This is a genomic window from Kitasatospora sp. NPDC054939 (assembly GCF_053610105.1).
In genome coordinates this window covers 81,698-96,372 of sequence record NZ_JBSGXP010000003.1, presented here as the reverse complement: position 1 = coordinate 96,372, position 14,675 = coordinate 81,698, and the positions used below count along the sequence as shown (strand labels likewise).

The window sequence follows — 14,675 nt, the reverse complement described above, 5'->3', positions numbered from 1 at the left end:
ATGCGGGTCCTACTGACCGGGTCGGCCGGCTTCATCGGCCGCCACCTGTACCGCGCCTTCGACGCGCGCGGCTACCAGGTCACCACGTGCGACCTGCGGCCCGCACACCGCGGCGACGCCCTCGACCTGTTCCGCACCGACCGCACCCGCTACGACCTCGCGGTGCACTGCGCCGCGATCGTCGGCGGCCGGGCCAGCATCGACGGCTCCCCGCTCGGCGTCGGCACCAACCTGGCCCTCGACTCGTGGTTCATGCGCTGGCTCGTCGCGTCCCGCACCCGCAGGGCCGTCTACTACTCCAGCAGTGCCGCCTACCCCGTCGACCTCCAGGGGGAGGGCTCCGGGCATCGGCTGCGCGAGGACGACATCGACCTCGCCGCGCCCCGCCGGCCGGACGCCACCTACGGGCTCGCCAAGCTGACCGGCGAGCAGCTCGTGCCGTACGTCGAGGCGGAGGGCTGCCGGGTCCACGTGCTGCGCCCCATGTCCGGGTACGGCGCCGACCAGAGCATGGACTACCCGTTCCCCTCGTTCGTCGCCCGCGCCCTGCGCCGCGACGCCCCGTTCACGATCTGGGGCAGCGGCCGACAGGTCCGCGACTGGGTGCACGTCGACGACGTCGTAGGCGCCACCCTCGCCGCGGTCGACCAGGACGTCACCGGCCCGACGAACATCGGCACCGGCCGGCCGGTCAGCTTCAACCAGCTCGCCGAGATGGTCTGCGGCCAGGCCGGCTACCGGCCCCAGCTCAAGCACCTCCTCGACGCCCCCGACGGCGTCCAGTACCGCGTCGCCGACCCCACCAAGCTGTGCACCTTCTACCAGCCCCGCGTGACCCTGGAGGAGGGAATCCACCGTGCCCTCACCGCGTGAACCCCGCGTCACCGTCGTCATCCCCACACACCTCGCCCGGGTCCGCAGCGGCATGACCAAGCGTGCGATCGGCAGCGTCCTCGGCCAGACCCACCCTGCTGCCGCGCTCGTCGTCGAGCACGACCTCGCCCGGGCCGGCGCCGCGGCAACCCGGCACCGCGGGCTGATGAAGGCATCCACGGAGTGGGTGGCGTTCCTGGACTCAGACGACCAGTTCAAGCCCAGCCACCTCGCCGACCTGCTCGCTTGCGCCGAGGCAACCGGGGCCGACTACGTCTACTCGTGGTACGAGCCGGTCGGGTTCGGCGCTGACCCGCTGCCCCACTTCGGCAAGGCCTTCGACCCCGAGCACCCGACGCAGACCACGATCACGGTGCTCGTCCGTACCGAGCTTGCGCAGGCCGTGGGCTTCCGCGAGCCCCCGCCCGGCGCACTGATCAGAGGCGAGCGGTACGGCGAGGACTTCCAGTTCACCGTCGAATGCATCGCGGCCGGCGCCCGGATCGTGCACCTGCCGCGGCGAACCTGGCTGTGGAACTGCCACGGCGCGAACACGTCCGGCCAGCCGACCCGTGGCGACGCCGCAGCATAGGAAGGAGACGCAATGGCAACCGTCAGCAACGACCAGCTCGTCCCCGAGCTTCAGCGAAGGCTCGGCACCATGTGCAACGAAGTCGTGATCAGGGACGTAGCGATCGCGCAACTGGAGCACCGGATCGGGGAACTGGAGCACCGGATCGGGGAACTGGAGGCAGAGAAGGCCCTGCCCAGAGAGGCGCCCGGCTACGAGGCCGCCTGATAGGTGAGCGTCCAGAGCATGCGGTGCCCGCTTGCGATGGTGAGGGGGTCCGTCGGGCCGATGTTGCCGGCGCTGGCGCTGCTGCTGGTGGTCTTGACGACGAACGCGCACTTGTCCCCGTCCGAGGGGTTCGCGGAGGCGAGCCCGATGTAGTTGTTGCCGCTGGCAACGAGGTTCATGGAGCCGAGTCGGGTGAAGTCGTTGGCCTGCGACACCGGCAGGCTCATGAACCACAGGTTGGAACCGGTGGTCGTGGTGCTACCGATCAGGAGCTCGCCGGCCCAGTGGATGGTGCGCCCAATCCGGATCCACCGCGACGTCAACGTGCCATTGCCGAGCGACGGTTGCGCGCCGCCGCCGAGGCACGACCAGGTCGGCACGTAGGTGGTCCACGCGCCCATGCCGAGGTTGGCGGCGCCGGTGATGTTGCCGGTGACGGCGAGGGTGCCGCCGAGGCTGGTTGCGGAGCCGGTGCCGGAGACCGTGAGGTTGTTGCTCAGGGTGGTGGCGCCGGTGACGGCCAGGGTGGAGCTGAGGGTCGTGGCACCGGTGACTCCCAGAGTCGAGCTGAGCGTTGTGGCACCGGTGACGCCGAGGGTGGACGAGAGTGTCGTCCCGCCGGTCACCGCGAGCGTGGAGTTGAGCGAGACAGCGCCGGACACGGCGAGGGTCGAGCCGAGAGTCAGGGCCGACAGGAACGACCCGCCGGCTGCGGCGATCTGCTTCCACGAACCGGACGCTGGCACCGAGCCGTTGGAGACGTAGATGCGGCTGGTGTCCGACTCCTGGATGAGCTGCCCGCCGTACGGGCTGGACGGGCGGGTGCTGGAGGTGACGATGCGGGCTCCGATCGCGAGGTCCAGCTTGTCGTAGTTCTGGTTCAGGTCGGTCTGGACGTTGACCAGCTCGGAGCCGTCGTCAGCGGGCTTGTACAGGCCGAGGCGGGTTGTGGTGGTGGACATCAGGCAGCCTCTCCTCGGGCCGGGCGGGCGGCGCGGGCGTGCCGCAGGATGACATCGAGTGGGTCGGCCACTCCGGGGCCGGTTTTGGGGCGGACCACCTGCACACGCTGCTTGGCGGCGGCTACGCGCCCGAGGTGGAGCTCTGCCGGGCTCTCCTCGGGCCGGCCGCGCAGGGCAGGGCGCGGCTCCGCCTTCTCCGGGTGGTCCGCGGCGGGGATGTGCGGCTCGTGGAGGACGATGTCCAGCAGCGCCTCGGGGTCGTCGATCCCCAGCTCGGCCCCGCGCATGGCGAGGATGCCCACCGGCATGATGTGCAGGTGGTCCAGGCCGTCGGGCCGGCGCTGCCGTACGACCCAGCAGTCGGTGTTGCTGACCGTGGCCTGGGTGACGTCGAGGACGGTGTACGTCTCGGGCATGGCTGCTCCTCCTAGACCCTGAAGCACCAGAAGTTGATGTTGCCGGTCGCCGAGCCGCTGAAGGCCGCTGTGAACCCGGTCGAAGACTGCGCGGTGACCTGCGTGCTCTTGATTGAGCCGGGGTCGTAGAGGGTCACGATCGGGATCAGGGTGGAGTCCATGGTCGTCCCGTAGGACAGGGATACGGAGCTCGCGCCGGAGATGCTGAACGAGCCGGTGAACAGCGCCTGGGCGGTGGTGCTAGGGGCGCTGAAGTTGGCGAATCTCCCGACCAGGTTGAAGTGCCCTGAGCTGGAGAATTCCATCCAGTGCTGGACGGAGATCTCGTTGTAGTCGTAGCCGATCCGGGTGTAGTTGTCGTCACAGATCCAGTAGCCGCCAAAACTTGTGACGGATGTCTGGCTCTCGGCGACCGAGAGCCGGTGGGAACCGGTGCCCGGTGTTACGCCGAACCCGTTGACGCCTACGGTGATCATGGTTGGCCAGCCGACCGATCCGCTGCCGGACATGAGGAACAGGTCAGGCCCCTCACCGCCGCACATGATCTGCGCGACGTCGCCGGGCAGGAACGCGTCGGGGGTCTCGAAAGAGATGCGGGCCTGCGGGAGGAGGGCGCCGGCGGGGTTGATGACGACGCGGTTGACGTCGGCCGGGCCGGTGGCGAGTGTGCCGACGATGGAGACGTCGCCGGTGGCTGCGGAGATGTCGACGGTCTGCATGCCGGCCGAGTTGTAGGCTTCCAGGCCGCCGGAGCTGAGTTCGACGCGGGCGCCGGTGTCGGCTGTTTTGATGCGGGCGCCGACGATCCAGTCTGCAGCGATCGTGCCTGCCGTCACCTTGGAGACCGTGAGGTCGGAGATGTGGGCGTCGTCGATCAGCAGCGCGGTGGCGGTCGCAGCGTCACTGGGCCCGGACTTGTTGCCGGACTGGTCAACGGCGATCACCCTCACGTACCGGGCGGTCGTCTCCTCAACCTGGACGGTGCCGACAGCGGGGATCTGGGCCTGCATCATGCCCGCGGTCGCCGAGATCTTGCCCTTGAGGGTGCTCTCGGTGGGAGTGAACCAGGGCTCGTAGTCCACGTGCACCTCTAGGTGGTGCAGGTCGGACTCCAGGTTGTACGTGCCACCCGTCGCCTTACCGAGGCTGTGGGTGATCTGCAGGGCGATCCGGGAGCCAGCCACCGACGGTGCTGCCGGGCTGGTCGGGGCGATGTTGTCGATCGTGGCCACGAACGTCGTGATGGGGGACCACGTGCCGACATTGCCGGCCTTGTCGACGGCCCGGATCTGTACGTCGTACCCGACACCGGGGGAGAGGTCCTGCAGCTGGACGGACGTTTCGCTCCAGTTGGTGTAGACCGTCAGCCAGCGGCCGTTAGGGGCCGCGAAAGGCTGCGCCCACGTCTGGAGGTCCATCCACCGGACCTGCGAGATCTGGCCCCAGGTGGCGGGGTAGATCATGTCGGTGTCGACCGCGTACCGGATCTCGTAGTGGTCGCCGTCGAGGACCGTGGAGCCGTCGACGTTGTTCGGGGCGTTCCACGTGATGACGACCCGACTGCGGGTGAACCCGCGGGCGTCGAGGTAGGCACTGCCCTGGAAAGGCTCGACGAGCACGGGGATGCCGGGGACCGACGTGTCGGCAGCCGGTCTGCTGCCGACCGGTTCCATGGAGCTGTTGGAAAGCTGCCGGGCGAAGTCCCCGACGACCACGCTCGTGGCGCCCTGCTGCTCCCACGCCACGTAGTCCGTGAGGTCGGTCCAGGAGCCGTCCGCCGCCCGGTAGGCGACGGTGTGTCCGACGGTCACGGGCCAGGTGGCTTCGGTGACCTGCAGCCGGATGGGGTTGAGCCGCTGCCCCCGGAAGACGACTTCGTTCGAGGTGTCGACGAGGCCCTTGTCGGGGTCGTACGCCCACACGTAGTCGCCGGGGCTGAAGCTCCCCTCGATGTCGTAGTCGAGGGTGCTGAGGGTGAGCCCGCGTCGCGGGGCGACGAACTGGCTGAGGGCGAGCTGAGCCCGCACGGCGGCGTTGGTCTGGGAGGTGCCGGACTCGGAGACCATGCGGGTCATCACGAGACTGTTCCCGTGGATGTCCTTGTACGGGTTCGAGCCCGGGTTGATGTTCGCCGCACCGGTGGCGATGGACGGGCCCTCACCCTCGGCGAGGAGCACGACTCGGGTGGTGAAGTCTTCCGTGTCCTGCGCATAGTTGAGCTGCCCGGGCAGGGCGCGCAGGGACATGTCCTGGCCGGCTCCTCGGCGGACGATCGCGCACTGCGGGCTGGTGACGAACAGGCTGCTCTCGGGGCCGGCGTCGAGAGTGCCGTCCCCGTTCACCCGCCACGACACCGGCGTGTTCGTCGTCGACATCGTCTTGCACACGTACTGGATCGCCTTGCGGGGCGTCTCCCACTGGTGGCTGCCGCTGTACGTGCCGGTCACCGAGTACAGAGTGCCCTCGGCGACCGAGGACGGCAGGAGGTCCCGAATGGTGTCCGCGAACGACGCCGACGCGAACGGGGTCGCGTTCTCGATGACCGCGCCCTTGTCTTCCTCGTCGCCAAGCCACAGAGCCATGCCGGCCCCGCCGATGGTGACCTTGTCCCCCGCGGTGCGGGTACGGCCGTCGTCCGCGAGCTGCTTGGTGCGGACGACGCCGACGTACCGGGCCGCAGCCAGGAGATTGTCGCCCGCGGTGCGGACGTCCACGCGGCCGGGCGTGATCGCGAGGTGCCCGAACTCGACAAGGGCATCGAGAACATCGCGCGGGGTGGTCGGCGTGAGTTCGATCCGCCAGCTACCCAGGGCGGTCAGGACGTCAGTGACTGGCATCAGCGCCTCACCACGTAGGTAGTCTCGGCCAGACTCCCGATGTACATGTTCCGGAGGTCTGTGGCGGCATCGCCAGAAACAGCACTCCCGCCGCCAGCGACGACGCCGACCCAGAAGTCGAGCACGGCCGTCGACGCCTTGGACACGCCAAGGTTGGCGTGGGCCGTGAACGTGCGGGCCGAGCCGGCCGCCGCGCGGTTGCCGTCCGCATCGTTGCCCGACGCGACGACGTAGCCCGACGCTGCGGCGCTGGTGTTGGTCTCTGCGCTGCGCAGGTAGACGGCGAGCGTGGACGAGGCCCCCGACTGCAGGTAGCCCTCTACGATCCGCGAGCCCCGCCGCAGCGCAAGGTCGAGCGTGGCCCGGCCAGGCGAGCGGGGCGCGGTCAACCGCAGAATGCACTGCTCAGGATCGTTACGGAGCACGGTCGCGGTGTCCCAGGCAGGCACACCGGAACCGCCGATCGTGACGTTCCACAACTTGGTGTGCCACGCACCGCCGGTATACGACTGCACATCGATCACCCCGGCACTGGCAGTCGGGGTGATGTTGACGAGGGCATTGCCGAGCGTCCAGCCGGCCACGGGCAGGACCTGGTCGATGCCCTCCACCTCGAACCCCGCCCCGGTGGCGGCGGCGGTGTTGTTGATGCGAACCCGGCCAGCCAGGTAGTCGGCCGGGTCGCATCCCCACCGGGGTGACGCCCCCGTGGGGATGCCCCGGTAGATGGTCATGGCGCCGTCCGAGCCGGTTCGGGTCATGAGGGACGGGCTGGTGGCGCCGGTGTAGTAGGAGGTGTGGCCGATCGGCGGGGCGTGCCATGACTCGCCGCTCAGTGAGAAGTCGTTCGCCCGGACCACGCCGGTGAGCCTGCTCTGGAGGTCGACCTCGCCGGGGGCGCCGAGGCGCTCCAGGCTGATACGCCACGTGGAGGTGACGGTGTCGCCCGCGTGCTCCCTCAGAGCAGCGCTGCTGCCAGTCACCTGGTAGTAGCCGCTGCGCTCCGGCTTGTCGGTCCAGGTGACGGCGAGCGGTGCGCCCTGCTCAAGGGCGAGGATGTTGTTGTGCCTGGCCACGAGGACGGCGCGGGTGAGCGGCGGCGTCGACTCCTGGCCGTCGACGTCGAGAGTGCGTACGGCGGAGCTGGTTTCGGCGACGGTGAACGTCTCTCTCAGTTCTGTCCGGCCGACCTGTAGTACGCCCCAGTCGGTCACTGTGCCCTCCCGCGGTCGTAGTCCCTCAGCGCGCCGTTGATCTCGACGACGAGCGCCTCGGCGATTGCGCGCCGCTCAGCGGGCGAGGCGAGGTCGAAGCTGCCGGTGATGTTGATGGTCTCGATCTTCACGCCCGTGCCCTGCGGGGCCGGGATCGTCGGAGCCGCCGGGGAAGGCAAGGCAGGTGCGGGGGCGAGCGCTGCGGCACCGGCAGGGAGCAAGCCCCCCGCAGGCTGTCCGATCGCGGGGGCGGCCAGGCTTCCGAACTGCGCCGCGCCGACCTCTGCCGTGACTCCCTGCAGCATGCTTCGCAGGGCGGGCAGGCGGTCGCCGATGCCGACGAGGAGGCCGTCCATGATGGCCTGGCCGGCGGGGGTCAGCAGGACGGCGTCGCGGTCCTCGGGCCCCTTCCACTTGGGCATCAGGTCTGTGACGTTGCTCAGGACGTTCCGCAGGCTCTGTAGCTTGCTATTGATCCCGTCGATCAGGCCGGAGATCACGCGGGAGCCAGCGTTGTACAAGCTGCGTCCCAGGTCGCCGACAGCGTCTGCGATGGTGCCCGGGAGTCGGGAGAACCAGTCGCGCAGGCTGGGCCAGGCTTCCGCGGCGGCGCGGTTCATGGCCATGAAGGCGTCCCACATGGCGCGGGCGAGGGCGCCTCCGAGGTCCCAGAGGGCGCCGGCGACGCGGATCGGCAGCATGACGAACAGCTGGAGGCTTTCGGTGATCAGGCCCTTGATCAGCTCTTTCGTGGCCTTGGTCGCGGCGTCGACGTCGCCCCGCAGGAGGCTGGAGAAGAGCTGCAGCGCGGGGACGACGACGTTCGAGATGATGCCGGCCAGCTGGGTGGCGAAGATGGCCGCCAGCTCGCCGACCTTGGCGATCACGGGCAGCAGTAGCGGGACCATTTCGGCCAGCAACTGGGTGTTCAGGATGGCGAGTTGCTCCAGGAGCGGTGCGGCGGCGACGGCGATCTCGACGAACGCTTCGCCGAGTTCCTTGAGTGGCAGCTGCTTGATCATCTCGGCGAGGAGCGGCAGGACCTGGATCGCGAACTCGCTCATCAGTTTCGAGATCGGCTCCGTCAGCGATGGCAGCTCAGCCAGCACCGGCATCAGCAGATCCGACAGCCCCTTCGCCAGGGCCGCGACGACGGGGGCGGCGGCGGTCATCACCGAGCTCAGGGCCGTGAACAGCGGCACGGCGGCAGGCAGCGCCCCCGCGATCAGCTGTCCCGCCAGATTGATCAGCGGAACGCAGGCGATCGCGAACTGGGAGACCGCCTGCGCCGCGACCGTCAGGACCGGCCCCAAGGCGGCGATCACCGGCTGAAGCCCGCCGACGCCCAACGCCTTCACCAGTGCGACGACTCCGGGCTCCAGCGCCTGTACGACCGGGCCGAGCGCCATCAGGGCCTGCCCGAACAGCGGGACGACCGTGGCGGCGACCTGGTTGAGGATGCGGAACAGCGACTGGAGGGCGGCCTGCATCTCGGGCGAGCCGGTGACCTTGCGAAGCTCCTCGAATCCCTTGCTGAGGAGCCCGAGCGCGTCGCCGCCGACCGTCCCCGCGGCCTTCAGGATGTTGCCGAACGTGCCGGCGACGTCAGCGAGCAGGGACCCGAACTGCCTGACGAGGCCGAGCGCGGCGTTGATGGTCTCGGTCAGCTGCCCGGAGGAGAACGATTCGCTGAGGCGGGCACCGAACGATCCGACAGCCTCGCCAACCGCGGAGGTGATCCGCTGGAACGCCGGTGCGGCAGCGGCGGTGACCTGCCCGAACATCGTCAGCAACTGGGCGGGCACCTGCTGCAGCGGCGCCAAGCCGTCGTTGATGCTCGCGAACGCCGCCTTGAGCGTGCCCGTCTTCGAGAGGTTGTCGACCGCGGTCAGGGCGTTCAGGCCCATCTGGTTCAGCACCGTGGCTGTGCCGACCAGCCCGGTCTGCAGATCCGGCAGAACCTGCCGAGCCACCGTCGTCAGCCGCGCCCCGATGCCCTCGAACAGGGCCTGCTGCACGTCGAGCCTCAGCGCGTTCCACGCGGGCGCGAGCGCGAGCACCGCCTCCACGAACTCGCGTGCGGCCGGCGCCAACTTGGCCATCGCATCCGCAGCACCCGCCGCGCCCGCCGCCGTGGACTTCATGGCGTCCGCAATGGCCTGCTGCGCCTGGGCGACGCGCAACGCCCCGTCCTCCGCCGCACGATCCGCGCTGATCCGCGCCTCCGACAAGGCCAGGGTGCGGTCCTGGACGTCCTGCTGCGCGTCCGCCACATCCTGCGCGGCCGCAGCAACGCGGGCGTTGCCATCCACGCCGGCTGCCGTCGCCCGGGCGGCCTCCGCCCGCAGACGGGCCTGCGCGGTCTCCTGATCCTGAAGGCCCTGTACGGCCTGGTCCGCGGCCAGCTGCGCCTGGCGGCGCTGCAGGTCGGTTGCGGTCGGATCCGCAAGCGTCTTGTCGAGGTCCTGCTTCGCCTGCTCCACGTCCAGCAGCGCCTGCCGGTGGTCCAGCTCGGCGCCGGCGAGACGCGCCTGGTAGTCTTGGAGCTGCTCGGCGGCATCCTCACGCGCGGCGATCAGGTCGAGCTGGGCTTGGCGCTCCTGGCGCTGCGCCGTGGCGAGGTCCCGCTCGGCGGTGGTCACCTGCTGGATGGCCCTGCGGTTGGCGTCCGCACTGTCACGGATCGCGAGCTTGAGCTGCTGGTGGGCATCCGCGACCTGCCTGGCGGTGTCGACCGCGGCGCCGCCCCCGCCCGCGGCGGGGGCGAACGCGGCTTTGAAGGCCCCGCCAACTCCGCCGAGCCCGACCTTGAGCGCGCCGAAGATGCTGATCAGGCTGCCCAGCGCAGGGGCCGCGACCGCCGCGGCAGGCCCCATGCTGACGATCGCCTGTCCCAGCGCTACCACCGTCGGGATCGCACCCGCAGCGGACACCATCAGCAGCCGCATCCCACCAGCCGCCACCGACAAGCCACCGGCCGCAGCCCGCCCGCTTGATCCGGACTGCGTCAGCGCATCCCCCAGCCGGGCCACCTGCGCGACCTGCGACTGCTCGACCCGCACATCCACCTGCGCCGTACGACGCCGCGCGAGCCGGTCGAGCAGGGTGCCGGCCAGCATGTACGGGGCCTGCGCGATCTCGGCCTGCATGGCGGCGGTTAGGGGGCTGGCGAGCTGCCGCAGCCGCAACTGCACGTTGGTGGCGGCGCCCTGGTCCCAGACCGGGCGGATCGGCACGTCCACCGGCAGGCGGAAGATGTCGAGGTGTGCGGCGACGATCTGCCCCGCGGTGTCGTCCCACTCGGGCTTGACGGTGACTTCGATGGTCTCCCGGAGCCTGTCCAGTTCGGCCTGAATCACGGGGGTGCTGGTGGAGTCCCAGTTGGGCTCGACGGGGACCTGCACAGGGTCTTGAAGCGCCTGGATGTGCGCCTGGACCAGGGCCGCGGCCGTCGACTCCCACTCGGGAGAGACGTTCGGCCGGATGTCCGTATGCAGGGCCGTGAGCCTGGACTCGACCGTGGACGCTGCGATCTCGTCGATCTCCGGGGAGACCGAGACACGGATGTCGTCGCCGGTCTGGCGGCGCCACCGGTTGACGCGGAACTGTGCGAGCCGGCCGATCCGCGCGGTGATCGGGATCTCGATCGGCTGGGAGACCTGAGTGATGAACCGGGCGACGCTCGGCCCGACACTGAAGCTGCTGATGTTCGTGCCGGCTGCGGCACTTCCCGCCGCGGCGGCGAGGAGCGGCTGCAGGTTGGAGATGTAGTCGCTGACCTCCTGGGAGGTCGGGACGTGCAGGGTGGGGACGACGGCGACGTGCAGCGGCGCGGCGAGCTGCTGCAGCTCGGAGTGGGCCTGCGCGGTGTCGACGACCGCCATGATCGGCGCGACACGCTCCCGGGCCAGGGCGTCGAGGCTTGCCCGTGCCGCGCTGTCGTCGACGGTGATCTGGATCTCGCGCGACAGTTCTTCGATGCGGGCGCGGATCGCCGCGTCGTCGAGCTGCGCCCGGACCTGCACGGTGAGGGGGCGGGCGAGGGTGGCGAGCTGGGTGCGGGCGTGCGCGTCGTCCAACTCGACCAGCGCGTCGATGCTCAGCTTCTCGCCGAGCAGCCGGCGCTTGTCGGCCTCGTATCTAGCCTTGTTCATGGTGACTTCGACGTAGCCTTCGGCGACCCTGAACGCCACCTGCACTCACCTCCCTTGTCTGCTAGTCGCCTACTCGTGTCACGCTCATCAGCCCGGGGTGGGCGATCCTCAGCTCGGTCAGGCTCATCTCCTCCGCGTTGGTGGTCGTTCGGGCCGCCGTGGGGGCTGGCGTCGGGCTGTTGTCGTCTCGTTGCTGCTCGATCCGGCGGGCCAGCACCCCGCCGTACGCGGCGATCCGCTGGCCGAGCCGCACCCACCTGGGCCCGTCCAACTCGGCCTGGTCGACCCGGTGGAAGCGGCTGAAGTCAGACTCCAAGTCGTCCAAGTAGTCAGCCATCCACGCGTGCCGTCCCCATGACTCACGGACCGGCCGCGCCCAGGTCACGGGCGGCCTTTTCCCTCCGCATCCGGCGGGCCGACGAGCAGGCTCGTGACGGCGGCGAGGATCTGCTCCAGCGCCTCGTCGTCGATGTCGTCGGACTGCTCGACTTCGGCGTACGCCTCGGGGCCGAGGAGCCGTTCGAGGATGCGCTGCGCTGCGGCACTCTCGCCCATGGTGCGGGCGAGCCGGAGGTACTCCAGCGTCATGCCCTGGCTGACTCGGGAGGGGACGGAGAAGGGGCGGTCGTCGATGTAGAAGAGGACGACCTGGTTGTCCCCGGGCTCCTTCGTCTTGCTCTTGATGCGGATCGGCTCGAAGGGCGTGGGCTCGACCACGGGCGTCGGCTTGGGCTTCTTCGGGCTGGTACGAGTCGGCATGAGGTTCTCCAGGGAGGGCTACGGGCAGGATGGTTGGGCCCGGCGGCGAGGACGGCGCGCCGCCGGGAGACTGGTGACTACGAGGTGGCCTCGGCGATGTGCAGCGGCGCGATCACGTCGGAGACGTAGTGCGCGGAGAACTTCGCCTTGAGGACTGTCTGGGTGTCCTTGGTGTAGGCCAGCTCGATGCTGTCCGTGTTGAGGACCTTCCGGACGATGACGCGGCGCCGCAGGGAGCCGGCACCCCATCCGTCGAACAGGAGCGCCGAGTAGTTCGGCTGCGTGGCGGAGGAGGCGAAGCTCGGCTCGAACGTCTTGTAGCCCGAACCGCTGGCTGCGGTGCCGCCGTTCATCAGCAGCGACAGGTTCTCCAGCGTCGCCTCGGCCATGTTCGTCTCGACGCTCATGTCGCGCTTGGTGAGGCGGGATCCGGCCCGGTCGACGATCTGGTCGACCACCAGCTCGGTGTAGGTTTGGTCCACGATCAACTTCACGCCGTCGGTGGTTCCGCCTGCGTCCGTCCAGGCGGAGGCTGCGGGGGTGGCGTTGATGGCGGCGCTGCTGTCGGCAGGCTCCGTGGCCCCGAACGACCCCCGGTAGAGGGTGGCGGGGCCGAGCAGCAGGTTGGCGGTGTTGACGGCCATGGGTCAGTCCTCCGGTTCCGCGTCGCGGTGTGTGGTGGCGGGCGGGGTGGAGGGGCCCCGAGTTGTGTGGGTCATCGGCGGTAGTCCTCCCGCCGGAGCGGGAAGCGATGGTGCTCGAACTGTGGGTGGAGCCGTAACGGGATGGTCTGTTCGTCGGGGATGCTGCGCGGACACCGGACCGGCTTCGCGCCGGTGATGAGGAACTCCAGCTCCGGCTTGCTGTTGTGGACGAGGACCCGTCCCTGCCAGGTCCACAGCTCCCGGCTTCGCTCCCCCTGCAACGCCCACCGCTCGCTCATGCCGCCACCTCAACCCAGTTCACGGACAGGCCGAGGTTGATCCGGGCATAGCTGGCCTCGTCGTCCGGCACCCGCCGCGGCTCGTAGGTGCTGTACGCCGACAGCACTCGCGCCTGCGGGAACCCTGCTGGCAGGGTGAGGAGCCGGGGCGTTCCCTCGTGGTCCCAGCACCCGGCCTGCACCTGCTCGGCGAGGAGCGCGGCCTTGTTCCACGGCGGCCGGCCGGACGACGGGGACACTGCCCAGCAGTCCACCGATACGACAGGCGACCGCAACGGCACGTACATACCGGCGGTGCCGCCTACGGTGCCGACGGTCACGAACCCGCTCGCCGCCCAGGTGCTGTTGTTGCGGGGCAGGGTGGTCGCGACGATGTCGCCGACGACGCCGCGAAGCCATGCGACGGCGACAAGCTCGGTGGTGGCGCGCAAGGTGATGGTCATCGCAGTGCCCACGGCTTGAGGAGCGCGGGGCGGAGGAACGGCTGCGCCGGCGTCCCCGGGTGATTGACCATCGCGACGGGGTGGTCAGCGCCTTCCCAGTACAGGGCCCGCTTGGTCCGCGGCCGGATGATGTGCGGTCCGGTGCCGTACTCGACGTACCGCCAGTACGAGACGTCCGTGGACACCCGCATGACGAGGCCCTCGACCTCCGCCCGGATCGACTGCTTGAGGCGGCCGGTGTTCACGGGGGCCAGGCCCTGGGCCTCGGCGGCCATGTCCTCGCCCAGCCGCATCAGAGTGCGGTGCAGGGCGGCGTCCAGGTGGACGGCGGCGCTGGGGTCTTCGCGCAGGGTCATGGTCCGCCGTCCTCTCCGGATGGTGGGCTAGGTTGGCCGCCCGGTCTCCCCAGGCTGTGTGGCCGCTCAGTTGACGAGCTTGAGGTCCAGCCGCATGTGGGGCGTGAACCCCAGTGCTGTGGGCCGGGTGACCGCGGTGACCTCGTAGATGCGGCCGGTGGATTCGTCACGGATCCGGTCGTCCTCGGTCACGTCAGTGGCGGGGTGGAGCCGGGCGATGGTGTACCGGACGACGCGGGGGGTGAGGCTGTTCGGGGTGGTGATGGTCCGGGCGCTCTCGATCAGGCTGGCTGGGATGCTCGTCTGGTCGTCTCCGCCGGCCTCGGTAGGTAGGTCGTAGATATCTTCACAATTGCTACTGGCAGTCCCCCGCAGAACGGTTACCCGGGTGTTGGCGATCACGGGGCGCCTGCCATGGGCGTCCACGTCATGCTGTCGTCGGAGCCGTCCGCGAGCGGGTTGATGCCCCAGTTGTTGGTGCCGTCGACGAACGCGGAGCGGACGTGGAGCGTGCGGCTGCGCCTCCACGACAGCCGGTTGACGGCCCGTGCCGCGAGGGGTGCGAGCACGACCGCGTCGTTGGTGAGGTTCGCGGAGACGCCGTCCTGCGTGCTGGACGTCAAGTCCATGCGCGCCTCCAGGCCGGCCTGCTGCGCTGCCCACACTGCCTGCCAGGCGACGGCTCGGCCGAGCCAGTACTGGTCCCGGGTCCGCAGTCGTGCCGTGTCGTCGTAGGTCCGTCCGCACAGGATCTCGACCTGCGACTGGGCGGTGAGGATCTGCTGGTCCGTCGCTTCGACGCCGGTGATGGCGAGTACGGCGGCGGCGTCGGTCCACGCTTGGATCGGCACCTGGTCCTCCCTGGCTGTGCCGGGCCCGCGCCACCCTCAGGGGGTGTGGGTGGCGCGGGGGTCAGGGC

General features: G+C 69.8%; 16 protein-coding genes. 3 read left to right on the top strand and 13 right to left on the bottom strand.

Annotated features, from left to right (window positions below):
• Genes ACWGB8_RS02065 through ACWGB8_RS02055 form a run of 3 tightly spaced genes read left to right on the top strand, consistent with a single transcriptional unit; the run spans position 1 to position 1,672 of the window.
• Entirely contained in the window at positions 1 to 873 is an 873-nt protein-coding gene (locus ACWGB8_RS02065) for an NAD-dependent epimerase/dehydratase family protein (RefSeq protein ID WP_452209298.1), read from the top strand.
• Positions 857 to 1,465, top strand: coding sequence for a glycosyltransferase family 2 protein (locus ACWGB8_RS02060; RefSeq protein ID WP_452209296.1), 609 nt, complete (start codon positions 857 to 859; stop codon positions 1,463 to 1,465). The genes ACWGB8_RS02065 and ACWGB8_RS02060 overlap by 17 nt, the downstream gene beginning before the upstream one ends.
• 12 nt (positions 1,466 to 1,477) lie before the next feature.
• A complete protein-coding gene (locus ACWGB8_RS02055) occupies positions 1,478 to 1,672 on the top strand; it encodes a hypothetical protein (protein ID WP_452209294.1) in 195 nt (64 codons plus the stop codon).
• Here the strand turns inward: ACWGB8_RS02055 and ACWGB8_RS02050 are convergent.
• From ACWGB8_RS02050 to ACWGB8_RS01990, 13 genes are all read right to left on the bottom strand, one after another.
• Positions 1,657 to 2,634, bottom strand: a complete 978-nt coding sequence (locus ACWGB8_RS02050) for a hypothetical protein (protein WP_452209293.1) — start codon at positions 2,632 to 2,634, stop codon at positions 1,657 to 1,659. The two genes, ACWGB8_RS02055 and ACWGB8_RS02050, sit on opposite strands and share 16 nt — an antisense overlap.
• Positions 2,634 to 3,050, bottom strand: coding sequence for a hypothetical protein (locus ACWGB8_RS02045; RefSeq protein WP_452209291.1), 417 nt, complete (start codon positions 3,048 to 3,050; stop codon positions 2,634 to 2,636). The genes ACWGB8_RS02050 and ACWGB8_RS02045 overlap by 1 nt, the downstream gene beginning before the upstream one ends.
• Positions 3,051 to 3,061: 11 nt before the next feature.
• Positions 3,062 to 5,887, bottom strand: coding sequence for a fibronectin type III domain-containing protein (locus ACWGB8_RS02040; RefSeq protein ID WP_452209290.1), 2,826 nt, complete (start codon positions 5,885 to 5,887; stop codon positions 3,062 to 3,064).
• Positions 5,887 to 7,101 (bottom strand): hypothetical protein, encoded by a 1,215-nt coding sequence (locus ACWGB8_RS02035; RefSeq protein WP_452209288.1) that lies wholly within the window; start codon positions 7,099 to 7,101, stop codon positions 5,887 to 5,889. Before ACWGB8_RS02035 ends, ACWGB8_RS02040 begins: the two co-directional genes overlap by 1 nt.
• Positions 7,098 to 11,294, bottom strand: a complete 4,197-nt coding sequence (locus ACWGB8_RS02030; RefSeq protein WP_452209286.1) for a hypothetical protein — start codon at positions 11,292 to 11,294, stop codon at positions 7,098 to 7,100. The genes ACWGB8_RS02035 and ACWGB8_RS02030 overlap by 4 nt, the downstream gene beginning before the upstream one ends.
• Positions 11,295 to 11,316: 22 nt before the next feature.
• Positions 11,317 to 11,592 carry a hypothetical protein gene (locus tag ACWGB8_RS02025; RefSeq protein ID WP_452209285.1) on the bottom strand — a complete coding sequence of 92 codons (276 nt, stop codon included), beginning with the start codon at positions 11,590 to 11,592 and terminating at the stop codon, positions 11,317 to 11,319.
• 44 nt (positions 11,593 to 11,636) lie between these two features.
• Positions 11,637 to 12,014: a hypothetical protein gene (locus ACWGB8_RS02020; RefSeq protein WP_452209283.1), complete on the bottom strand. Its 378-nt coding sequence runs from the start codon at positions 12,012 to 12,014 to the stop codon at positions 11,637 to 11,639.
• A gap of 77 nt (positions 12,015 to 12,091) precedes the next feature.
• Positions 12,092 to 12,658, bottom strand: a complete 567-nt coding sequence (locus ACWGB8_RS02015) for a phage tail tube protein (RefSeq protein ID WP_452209281.1) — start codon at positions 12,656 to 12,658, stop codon at positions 12,092 to 12,094.
• Between the two features lie 71 nt (positions 12,659 to 12,729).
• Positions 12,730 to 12,957, bottom strand: a complete 228-nt coding sequence (locus tag ACWGB8_RS02010) for a hypothetical protein (protein ID WP_452209279.1) — start codon at positions 12,955 to 12,957, stop codon at positions 12,730 to 12,732.
• Complete coding sequence (locus ACWGB8_RS02005) at positions 12,954 to 13,400, bottom strand: hypothetical protein (RefSeq protein ID WP_452209277.1); 447 nt, start codon at positions 13,398 to 13,400, stop codon at positions 12,954 to 12,956. Before ACWGB8_RS02005 ends, ACWGB8_RS02010 begins: the two co-directional genes overlap by 4 nt.
• Positions 13,397 to 13,756 (bottom strand): HK97-gp10 family putative phage morphogenesis protein, encoded by a 360-nt coding sequence (locus ACWGB8_RS02000; RefSeq protein ID WP_452209276.1) that lies wholly within the window; start codon positions 13,754 to 13,756, stop codon positions 13,397 to 13,399. Before ACWGB8_RS02000 ends, ACWGB8_RS02005 begins: the two co-directional genes overlap by 4 nt.
• A gap of 66 nt (positions 13,757 to 13,822) precedes the next feature.
• On the bottom strand, positions 13,823 to 14,158 hold the full coding sequence (locus ACWGB8_RS01995; RefSeq protein WP_452209274.1) for a hypothetical protein: 336 nt from the start codon (positions 14,156 to 14,158) through the stop codon (positions 13,823 to 13,825).
• Complete coding sequence (locus tag ACWGB8_RS01990; RefSeq protein ID WP_452209272.1) at positions 14,155 to 14,607, bottom strand: hypothetical protein; 453 nt, start codon at positions 14,605 to 14,607, stop codon at positions 14,155 to 14,157. Before ACWGB8_RS01990 ends, ACWGB8_RS01995 begins: the two co-directional genes overlap by 4 nt.
• Positions 14,608 to 14,675 lie beyond the last annotated feature (68 nt).